Genomic DNA, 10,637 nt, shown 5'->3' with positions numbered 1-10,637 from the left:
GTCTGCCGTGAAAGCCCGCCGTCTCCTTCGTCGCAAGCGCCTCGCGATTCCCGCGGCGCTGGTGGCGGCAGGGCTTTTCGTGTGGTTCGTGCTACCATGGTGCATCCCCCTGCCTGCCGGTCTAACAGAAGCCCCCGCTTCGCCAGTCCTGCTCGATCGGAATGGCAAGCCGCTCCACCACCTCGTGCTGCCGGACTTCACCCGCAGTGAGCCGGTATCATTGGCGGAGGTGCCGGATGACCTGATCGCCTGCACCATTGCCGTGGAAGACCGGCGCTTTCGTGATCACGGTGGGGTCGATCTGCTTGCGACGATGCGAGCGACAAAGGACGCCATCCTTCATCGCCGTACCGTCTCCGGTGCCTCCACGATCACCCAGCAACTGATCAAACTCTCCTCCCCGCCGGCAAAGCGCAACCTGAGCACCAAGCTCCGCGAAGCCCTGCTCGCCCGACATCTGGAGATGACGTGGAGCAAGGACCAGATCCTCGTCGCCTACCTCAATCGGCTTCCCTACGGCAACCATCGTACAGGCCCCGCCGAGGCAGCCCGCTTCTATTTTCAGAAGCCGCTCGCCGATCTCTCGCTCGCGGAGAGCGCCCTGCTCGCCGGTCTGCCGCAGGCACCGAGCCGGCTCAATCCTGTCAAGCATCCCGCCCGGGCGCTCGCCCGTCGCGAAGTGGTCCTCGCGCGCCTCGCAAAGAACTACGATGCCTCCCGTATTTCATCCGCGCGCGGCGAATCGCTCGCACTTCGCCCCTTGCCGGAGGCGGAGGTCGCACCGTGGCTATCATCCTTCGCCAATGATCTTCCGATCACCCAGATGCTCACCACGATCGATGCCGACATCCAGGGCGATCTCGAAAGCATCGTCAGCGAAGAGCTCGCCAAGCTGGCGGACTCACACATCAAGCACGCGGCGGTGGTGGTTCTCGACAACCGCACCCGGGAGATTCTCGCGCTCGTCTCCTCCGGGAATTGGCGCGATCCGAATGGCGGCCAGATCAATGGAGCCCTCACTCCGCGCTCACCGGGCTCCGCGCTGAAGCCCTTCACGTGGCTGCTCGCCTTCGACAAGGGCGGGCTGCATCCCGCGTCCATCGTCGCCGACATCCCGACACGCTTCCGCACCAAGGAAGGGCTCGATGTGCCGGAGAACTACGATCGCACCTTCCGCGGCCCCGTCAGCGTCCGCGAGGCACTGGCTTGTTCGCTGAATGTTCCCGCGATGCGGGCCCTCAATGACATCGGCGGGCCACGGCCGCTGTATGACCTCCTGTCAGAACTGGGAATCGGCACGTTGGGTCCTGACCCGGCTCCCTACGGCCTAGGCCTCACGCTCGGCAATGCGCCGGTGCGCTTGTTGGATCTAACCAATGCCTACGCCACGCTGGCGGAAAGCGGTCGATATCATCAAACGAGACTTTGGAAAGATGATGGCACGGAAGATTCCCCCGCCATTTCCCATCCACCCTCTGCAGCTTCCTGCTTTCTCATCGCCGACATTCTTTCAGATCCGATTGCCCGCGCACCTTCCTTCGGTCGAGGCGGGCCGCTGGAGCTTCCTTTCCGTTGTGCGGCGAAGACGGGAACCTCTTCCGACTTCCGCGACAACTGGTGCCTCGGCTTCACTCGCGACTTCACCGTCGGCGTGTGGGCGGGGAACTTTGACAACTCGCCGATGAAGGGCGTCTCCGGCGTCGCCGGTGCCGGGCCGATCTTCCACCGCGCGATGCTGCGCCTGCATCGCGATCATTCGCCGCGGTGGCTGGAGCGGCCGGAAGGCTTGATCGAATTCGGGATCGATCCACTCACGGGAAAACGCACGGCAGAGCAAAAGCAGACGGCGCTGGTTCCCGCGGATCGCCCGCCGCTATTCGCCTCGCCGGCGGATCGGGATTCCTCAGGACACGTGCTACTGGATTCATCGTACTCGGAATGGTTCGCCTCGCCCTACAACCGGCGGCGCGATGTCTTCGCCCTTGCGTCCGGCATTCCGGCGGAATCGCCACTGCGCATCCTCGCCCCGCGCGATGGCACCACCTACGTGCTCGATCCTGAATTACCGAATGGCGGCACCCTTCACCTCGCCACCAATTTGCCCGGACAAGCGGATTGGTCGTGCGACACGCTGGAGGTTTCCTCCGGCGGCGCGGAAGCGATCGTCAAATTGAAGCCGGGCAACCACATCCTCATCGCCACGGACAAACGCAATGGCGGGAAGCATGACGTGACGATCAAGGTGGAGCAGCGATAAGGAACGTCGACACCCCTCAATGAAAAGGGCCGCGGGATGCCTCCCGCGGCCCTTCATTTACCGATCAACCTCTGCGCTTTTGGGGGAGAAAATCGAATGGATGGACTACCACATCACCTTGGCGCCCAGGATGGCGTTGAAGCCCGGCTCGTTCTGGCCGGAGCCGTGATTGCGATAGTCTTTGTTGGTGATGTTTTCGAGACCACCGGTGAACTCAAGGTGGTCCGTCGCCTGCCATCCGGCGTGCAACATGTAGCTGACGTAACCCGGCGTGCCGAGCGACGGGATGCGCTGGTTGTCCGCGCGATCCGAAGCCGTCAGGCGATCTTCTTCACCAGCGGCCAGCACACGGCCTTCCACCCAGAACTTCTCGGACGAGTGGGTCCAGCGCAGCGCCAGCGAGCCGGTGAGCGGCAGCAAGCGTGAGCCGGGCTCATCCACGAGCGGACCGCCGAGGAAGGCACTCGTTTCGGTGCGGCCATCTTGCCAAGCGGCGAAGCCGGACACCGTCCACTGCGGATGGAAGCGCCACGCGCCTTCGAGTTCCACGCCATAGACGTAGCCGTCACGGCCATTGGTCGCCACGGTGGTGGCACTACCAGAGCTAACCGGGACACCGACGATCAGGTCATCCACGTCGGTGTAGAAGAACGCGAGATTCAGCGAAGTATCATCCGTGGTATACCGGGTGCCGATTTCGTAGGTGATGTACTCCTCAGGATCCACATCGACCGAACCATTGGACGCTACACCGGAGCGCGAGGTCAGGTTGCCCGAAAGGTCATCCAGGTTCGGCGCGCGGAAGGCCTGCGAGGCACCACCATAGATGCTCCAGCAGGGATTCAGGTGATAGAGCGCACGGATCGAACCGACGACATGGTCCCAATCGCGCTCCGCACCATACACATCGGCGGCGGCCACGGTATCGTAGTAGCGACCAAGCTCGGCTTTGGCGTAGGTGTAACGCGCACCGGCGGTGAGTTCGAACGCATCCACCGGCCGCCACACGTATTGGGCGAAGGCACCGAACAGATCATAGGTGGAATCGTCCGCGATTGGCCGGTTGGTGATATCGTAGAGCAGCGGGTTCGCGCCGCGCTTGCGATAGCCTTCCGATTCGACCGTGTCCTGATAGTAGTCGAGGCCGTACACCAGCTCGCCGTCGCCGATCGGGGACTCGAAGGAAATGTCGAAGCCGGCGGTATCGACTTCCGAAATCTGATAGCGGCGGTCGGTGGCCGTGCGATACTGCGCCTCCGAGTCACGCGTGGTCTGATAGGACACGGTGGCGTTCCAGCGCTTGATGAAGGAAGTGTCGTCGTTTTCCTGCTCGATGCGGGCATAGGTCAGCGAGCGCTCCTGATCATAGGTGCGGGCGATCCAGGTGCCAGGCTGGATGACGTGGCCGGAGTGCTGCCAGCCGGGGTTGAAGACAGTCGAGTGCCAGCGCGAGATCGCGTCCTGGTTCACATACTGATGGACCAGGGTCAGCGTGGTCTGATCGTTCAGCGCGTAGTCGAGACGGAAATCGAGATCCTGTTCGGGGTAGCCGGTATTGCGCATCAGCCCGACTGCGGAATCGCGCACGTCGCCGAAGTCTTTCGCCGTCAGGCCGAACATCACCCCATACTTGCCACCGACGCCGAAGGAGCTTTCGATCCGGCCGATGTGCGAGTCGTCGCCATTGCTACGGTATTCGTAGTAGGCAGCGCCATGGGTGAAGAAGGTTCCATCGGTCTGGTCCTGGAAGTTGGAGGACTTGGTGAAAACATTGGCCGTGCCGCCGATCGCATCCGAGCCGAAGAGCACCGAACCCTGGCTCTTCACCAACTCCACGTGATCGATCGAGTAGGGATCGATGGTATTCCAGTACTGGACCGGGCCGCTGCGCCATGCCGAGTTGTTCACGCGGACGCCGTCGATCATCAGCAGGTTCTGACGACCCGTGAAGCCACGGACATAGGGCGAGCCGTGACCATTCGCCGTCTTCTGCACCAGCACGCCGGGTGTGAACTGGAGCGCTTCCGGAAGGGTGCGGCGCGTGTTTTGCTCGATGTACTTCTCCGTGATCTCGTTGACCGTATAGGGAGTATCGCTCTCCTGAGTTTCGATACGGGAGGCAGTGGTGATGAGAGGATCAAGGAGATCCTGGGCGTGAACCGCCACAGGAACCAGAGGCAAGAGCAGGATTTTTCGCATGAATCCCCTCAAACGGACGAGCAGGGGAATTATTAGAAAGAATTTTGCTCAAAGGCGCAATCCACTGATTCTTCGTACAGTTATCAAGTTCCGCTTTCCTTCTGCAGGTCTCGCAGCACCTTGGTCTCCCGGTCAGTCATGTGATAGGGACCGGCGAAATCGATGGTGCTACCGGTCGTGCGATGCGTCCGGCAGGCGAAAGCTCGCTTCGAATCGAGATAGTAGAGAATCAGGTACTGCCGGTCCTCACTGGAAGTCTCAGCGATGAAATCCGGCAGGCCACGGGATTTCAGAAAGGTGCCGAGGTCCGGATGCGCCGCGGATTGATAAATCAAGCGACGGTGCCCGAGGGTCTCCGGTGTGTTCCGCACCAGCATGATCCGGTCCTGGGCGGCACGCTCGGTCCAGCCGGCATTCCAGCCCTGCGTCACCGGGACACAGGAGGAAAGCGAAAGGGCGGCGAGGGCGGCGAGCTTCATGGAGAGGGATACGTCGACAGATCAGTTCGGATTGCTCCGGCGATCTGCTTCGATCATCCGTTGCAACGCCCGCACGTTCGGACGGTTTGCTTCGGATTCAATGAAAAATGCGGTCTCAAGCGGCACCAGGAATTCCACCGCCGAATTCACGCCGACAAGCTGGCCGCGGGCATCGATCACCGCGCCGCCGCTGTCACCTGGTTCGAGCGGGATATCGTGCTTGAACCGCGCTGCATTGTGGGAGCCCGGAGGAATGGTGGTCACGAGTTTGCCGGGCTCGCTGCGGAAGCCGGTGGCAATTCCGGAATGAATCAACGGTGTGCCCGCCGGCAGCCACTGGTCCTGCGGGGTCCACGTGTAGTAGTTCGGCGTGGCGACCGGGATGTGCATCACCGCGAGGTCGGTGGACGAAGATCTCCACACGATGCGGGCCTTCGCCGCCTTCAAGCCGCCCTCTTGGCCATGGATGATGAACACATTCCGCCCTGCCGAACGGCTCAAGACGTGGTCAGCGGTAATAAAGTATCCATCCGGCGCGATCGGCACCGCCGAGCCGCCATCGGCATCCTCGGGCCCTTGGCCCTGCGTGAAGCGGCTTTCCACCCATGGGGAGAGCTCAGCCTTCGAGGAAATGACCACCGCGGTCAGGCGGGAGGCGGCGAGGCGGCGGATCGCGCGGGTAGGGGCGGTGGTGTCCGGCGGGGGGGCTTGCGACAGGTCCGGGCCACACGCCGGAAAAAGCATTGCTGCGAGGGCAATCGAGAACAGGCGGGCAAGCGAAGGCATCCGGACTCAATGAAGCAAAAGACCTGCCGCCGCTCACGCGATTTCTTTTATCTCTCCAAGAACAGCCTCCAAGGCCGCCCGGTCGGCGGGTGGGATCACCAATTCCGTCCAGCGGTCGAGCGAGATCCACTCGTCGCCCTCTGTTTCCGCTGCCGCAGGATGCCCGGCCGGGCAGTCGTGAACGTGCAGGCTGACCCGGTAGCGAGTGATGCCATACTTCCGCCGGTGCAGCAGCGGCAGCGGTGAAAGATCGGCCTTTTCGCGAACCGGCAAGCGCCACATTCCCTCGCGCCGGCCGCGGCCTTGGCGAGAGAGCAGGATCATCCCGTCCCTCCGGACGAGAGCGGTGTGCTCGTCGATTTCTTCGATCGCCTGCTTCTTCGCCTTCACCGGCAGCGTTGCGGGATCCTTTGTAACGCAGAAACTGGCCACCGGGCAGGACAGGCAATCCGGCACCCCCGGCCGGCAATGCGTCTGGCCGAGTTCCATCAGCGCGGAGTTAAAGGTGCGGGGGTGCTCGCGATCGAGCAGCACGTCCGCGGTTTCCCACAGCCACTTCTGCATCGGCGTGGCATCGATCGGATCGGCCCGGTCGAAGAGCCGGGCCAGCACGCGGGCGACATTGCCATCGACGATCGGCGCGGGCCGGTCGAAGGCAAACGACATCACCGCACCGGCGGTGTAGCGGCCGATGCCCGGCAGGCCGAGCAGTCCCACCAAGTCCGCGGGGAAGACGCCGTCGTGGCGCTCCAGCACGGCCTTCGCCGATTCCCGCAGCATCCGTGCACGGCGGTAGTAGCCGAGGCCTTCCCAGGTTTTCAGCAGGATGTCGTCCTCGGCCGCGGCCAGCGTGGCGACATCGGGAAAGCGCTCCAGGAAGCGGCTATAAAAGCCCCGCCCGAGCACCGTGGCGATCTGGGTCTGCTGGAGCATCACCTCCGACACCAGCACCTCATAGGGATCGCTTGTTCTGCGCCACGGGTAGTCCTTCCCATTCCGGCTGAACCAGTCGCGCAGGGCCGAGCGAAACGCCGCGGGATCGTCGGTCGGGGACTGGCGGGCGAGTGGCTTCAGCACACGCCGAAGATGAACGGAAATCCAGCGTCCGCCACTCTCCAAAGCCGCTTTGTGACAACTTTGGGCACTTAGTTTCAGCTTGTTTGTTCGTCCCCGTCCGAATAGTTGGCCATCAACGTGCTCCAACTTCGTGGCGGATCCGCTATCCCCGCGAAACCCGGGATATTTCGCTTTCCCAGAGCATCCCCAGTCGCCCCCTCATCTCCCGATCCCCTCCCCGAATCATGAATGGCCGCGCCGTCTTTCTGTGGGCATGCCTTGCCGCCGCTGCGGCCGGACAAGATGCGAAGGTTCTCGAAATCGAGAACATCGTGCAGTCGTCCAAGGGAGCTCAGGGAAACTGGGGAGCGGCCGCAAAGGATCAGGCCCTGTCCATCGGCGACCGGATCCGCACCCGCCAGAAGAGCCGCGCCACGCTGCGGCTGACCGAGCTCTACACGATGCGGCTGGAGCAGTTCTCCACCGTCGAAATCGCGCCGAGCCTCTTTGATGATAGCAAGCCGCGGCTCGATGTCGGTGCGGGCGCAGCCTTCATCTTCAGTCGTGAGAAAAGCGGCGAGATCGACATCAAGACGCCCTCCGCCAACGGCGCGATGCGCGGCACTCAGCTGTATGTTTCGGTCTCCGCCGACGGCACCTCGCACTTTCAGGTGCTGGAAGGTCAGGTCGAATTGCAGAACCCGCACGGGAAGCTGCTCTTGAGCGCCGGTGAAGCGGGCGAAACCGCTCATGGTCGCGCGCCGAAACGCACGGCGGTCATCGAGGCGACGAATCTTCTCCAGTGGGCGCTCTACTATCCCGCGGTGCTGGATGCCGATGAACTCGGGGTGAAGGGCGAGGCGAAGTCAGTCGCGGCGTATCGCCAGGGTGATTTGTTAGAAGCTCTCGAAAGCCACTCCGGCAGCGGACAGGGCACGAGCGGCAAGCTGTATCGCGCCTCCGTCTTGCTGGCAGTCGGTCGTCTGGACGAAGCCGAGCGCGACCTGAAAGGCGTGCCCGCAGACAGCGCCGGACGTCGTTCGCTGGAGCGGATGATCGACGCGGTGAAGTTCCGCGAACGTGAGGCATGGCCGAATGAAAGCCTCAATACCGCGGGCGAAGCGATCGCGGAGAGCTACTACCGCCAGTCCCGTTCCGATTTGAAGGGTGCTCGCGAAGCCGCGAAAATCGCCACCGAACGAGCGCCGAACAATGGCTACGCATGGACCCGGCTGGCGGAGCTGGAGTTTTCCTTCGGTAATACCAAGGGCGCCAGCGAGGCCTTGGCCAAGGGCCTTGAGCTGACGCCGCGAAATGCCCGTGCGCATGCGTTGCAGGGCTTCGTCCTCGCCGCCGACAACAAGATTGATGAGGCCCGGCAGTCGTTCGAGCAATCGGTGCAACTCGACGGCTCCTTCGGCAATGGCTGGCTGGGCCTCGGCCTGACGAAAACCAAGAAAGGCGATCTTGCTGGAGGCCGGGCGGACATCCAGACCGCCACGACCGTGGAGCCGACACAATCGCTCTTCCACAGCTATCTCGGCAAAGCACTGAGCATGGAGCACAAGCCGGTCGAAGCGCGCAAGGACCTGGACCTGGCCAAGCAGCTCGACCCGAACGACCCGACGCCGTGGCTCTACTCGGCGATCGAACTCCAGCAGCAGAACCGGCCGAACGAGGCGATCGCCGATTTGGAGCGATCGATCGATCTCAATGACAACCGCCGCGTCTATCGCTCGCAGCTCTTGCTCGATCAGGACAAGGCGGTGCGCAGCTCGAACCTCGCGAAGATCTATCAGAACGCCGGCATGCAGGACGTGGCCGTGCGAGAGGCGACCCGCGCGGTGGAAAGCGACTACACCAATCCCTCCGCGCACCTGTTCCTCGCGAACTCCTTCGATGCGCTGCGCGATCCCAAGCGCGTCCAGCTCCGCTACGAGACGCCGTGGTTCAATGAACTGCTGCTGTCGAACCTGCTCTCGCCGGTCGGCGGCGGACCGCTTTCACAATTCGTCTCGCAGCAGGAATACTCGAAGCTGCTGGAGTCGGACGGCATCGGCGGGAGCCTGATCAGCGAGATCCGCAGTGACGGCGAATCCCGCACCGCGGCATCGGTCTTCGGGCAGTCCGGCAATTTCAGCTACGGCATCGACGCCTACTACCGCGACAACAACGGCGGTGACCGCTTCAACAACGGCGGCGAACTTTCGGAGCTCTACGGCCAGTTCAAGTGGCAGGTCACGCCGGACGACATCTTCTATTTCCTGGGCAAGTGGCAGGACGCGCAGACCGGCGACAACTTCGATACCTACGATAACAAGCCGCTCGAGCCCTACGTCGACTTCAGCGAAACCCAATCGCCGGGCTTGCTGCTCGCCGGCTGGAACCACCGCTGGGCACCGGGTTCGAACACGCTGTTCCTCGGAGGCCACTTGAGCGCGGAGCAGGTCTTCCGCAACCCGCAGGCAACCCAGCTGCTCGTCCAGCGCGATGCCGATGGCTTGCGGCCGGGCTTCATCGAGAATGTCAATGGCACGGATCAGTTCACCGATCCCTCGCTGAATGGCTCGGTCACGATCGGCCCCGATGGCGAGTCGCTCGTTTACTCCAGCGATCTGCTGAAGGCGATCCGGCCCTACCTCGGCCGCGGCGCCGTTCTAGGCGTGAGCGGCGCTCCCTTTTCCCTCGAGACGCGGCGGAACTTCGACATCGATACCGCCGAGCTGCAGCACATCTGGCAGACGGAAACGAACCTGCTCATCGCCGGCGGCCGCTGGCAATCGGGCGAATTCGATACCGACACGCGGATGTTCGCCGGGCGCCCGAATTTCGACGGCGGCTTCGAGACGCCCGCGGTGAATCAGCACACCTCGGTCGATTTCGACCGGCTGAGCCTCTACGCCTACGACTACTGGAAGGTCACGCCCTGCCTGACCCTGATCGGCGGCGCGACGTGGGACAGCCTCGAGTATCCCGACAACTTCCGGAACCCGCCGACGAACAACCTCCAGCGCGATGACGACAAGTTTTCCGGCAAGGTCGGCTTCACCTACGCCCCGGCGCGCTGGGTGACGCTACGCGGGATGTACAGCGAGGGCCTCGGCGGCGTGACCTTCGATGAAAGCGTGCGCCTGGAGCCGGTCCAGCTCGCCGGCTTCAACCAAGCCTACCGGACCGTGATTTCCGAATCGATCGCCGGCTCGGTGGAAGCCCCGGAGTATGAAATCTGGGGACTCAGCGCCGAAGGGAACTTCGCCACGCGGACGTGGTGGGGTGCCTCGTTCAATATGATCGAGGAAGGCGTGGATCGCACCCGCGGCATCTTCACCGGCTACGACGCGGGCGTGTTCCCCTCGACGCCGGCTTACTTCGCCGACAGCACCTCGGAGCGGCTTGACTACGAGGAGCAGTCGGTGGCCTTCACGCTGAACCAGCTGATCGGAAGCCAGTTCTCGGTCGGTGCCGGCCTGCGCGTCACGCACTCGGAGCTGGAGACCACCTTGCCGGAACTCGTCGGCTCGACGCCATTCGCGAATCTCGACGACGAGGCCACGCTGACCGAGGTGATGTTGAGCGCGAACTGGAATTCGCCGACCGGCCTCTTCGCACGAATTGAGGCGAACTACTACTCGCAGGATCTGGAAGAAGACCTGTCGCGCACACCCTATCATCCGGGCGACTCGTTCTGGCAATTCAATGCGCTGGCCGGCTACCGCTTTTACAACAACCAATGCGAGATCAGCGCCGGCATCCTCAACATCGGCGACACCGACTATCAATTGAGCTCGCTCAATCCCTACTCGGAAATCGTGCGCGACCGCACCGCGGTGATCCGCTGCCGCTTCACGTTCTAACAAAAT

The 10,637-nt window shown here is 62.9% G+C and carries 6 protein-coding genes; 2 read left to right on the top strand and 4 right to left on the bottom strand.

Features of this window, described 5'->3' with window-relative positions:
- Nucleotides 1-7 precede the first annotated feature (7 nt).
- Nucleotides 8-2,257, top strand: coding sequence for a penicillin-binding protein 1C (gene pbpC / locus WKV53_RS20415; RefSeq protein ID WP_341406649.1), 2,250 nt, complete (start codon nucleotides 8-10; stop codon nucleotides 2,255-2,257).
- Between the two features lie 105 nt (nucleotides 2,258-2,362).
- Here pbpC and WKV53_RS20410 read toward each other — a convergent pair whose 3' ends face one another.
- The 4 genes from WKV53_RS20410 to WKV53_RS20395 form a co-directional block, all read right to left on the bottom strand.
- Nucleotides 2,363-4,456 (bottom strand): TonB-dependent receptor plug domain-containing protein, encoded by a 2,094-nt coding sequence (locus tag WKV53_RS20410; protein WP_341406648.1) that lies wholly within the window; start codon nucleotides 4,454-4,456, stop codon nucleotides 2,363-2,365.
- Nucleotides 4,457-4,539: 83 nt separating this feature from the next.
- A complete protein-coding gene (locus WKV53_RS20405; protein ID WP_341406647.1) occupies nucleotides 4,540-4,935 on the bottom strand; it encodes a hypothetical protein in 396 nt (131 codons plus the stop codon).
- Nucleotides 4,936-4,956: 21 nt separating this feature from the next.
- The gene (locus tag WKV53_RS20400) at nucleotides 4,957-5,721 is read right to left on the bottom strand and encodes a S1 family peptidase (protein WP_341406646.1); all 765 of its coding nucleotides are present in this window, start codon (nucleotides 5,719-5,721) and stop codon (nucleotides 4,957-4,959) included.
- Nucleotides 5,722-5,754: 33 nt separating this feature from the next.
- Nucleotides 5,755-6,798: an A/G-specific adenine glycosylase gene (locus WKV53_RS20395; RefSeq protein WP_341406644.1), complete on the bottom strand. Its 1,044-nt coding sequence runs from the start codon at nucleotides 6,796-6,798 to the stop codon at nucleotides 5,755-5,757.
- A gap of 224 nt (nucleotides 6,799-7,022) precedes the next feature.
- Between WKV53_RS20395 and WKV53_RS20390 the strand changes: the two genes are divergently transcribed.
- Nucleotides 7,023-10,631, top strand: coding sequence for a TonB-dependent receptor domain-containing protein (locus WKV53_RS20390; RefSeq protein ID WP_341406643.1), 3,609 nt, complete (start codon nucleotides 7,023-7,025; stop codon nucleotides 10,629-10,631).
- Nucleotides 10,632-10,637: the final 6 nt, after the last annotated feature.

This window comes from Luteolibacter sp. Y139, from assembly GCF_038066715.1.
GTDB classification, from domain to species: domain Bacteria; phylum Verrucomicrobiota; class Verrucomicrobiia; order Verrucomicrobiales; family Akkermansiaceae; genus Haloferula; species Haloferula soli.
This window is presented reverse-complemented; position numbering and strand designations above follow the sequence as displayed.

Excerpts from the sequence above, each read along its gene's own strand:
- WKV53_RS20400 (WP_341406646.1), bottom strand. The coding sequence starts at position 5,721 with ATGCCTTCGCTTGCCCGCCTGTTCTCGATTGCCCTCGCAGCAATGCTT.
- WKV53_RS20410 (WP_341406648.1), bottom strand. The coding sequence starts at position 4,456 with ATGCGAAAAATCCTGCTCTTGCCTCTGGTTCCTGTGGCGGTTCACGCC.
- WKV53_RS20390 (WP_341406643.1), top strand. The coding sequence starts at position 7,023 with ATGAATGGCCGCGCCGTCTTTCTGTGGGCATGCCTTGCCGCCGCTGCG.
- WKV53_RS20405 (WP_341406647.1), bottom strand. The coding sequence starts at position 4,935 with ATGAAGCTCGCCGCCCTCGCCGCCCTTTCGCTTTCCTCCTGTGTCCCG.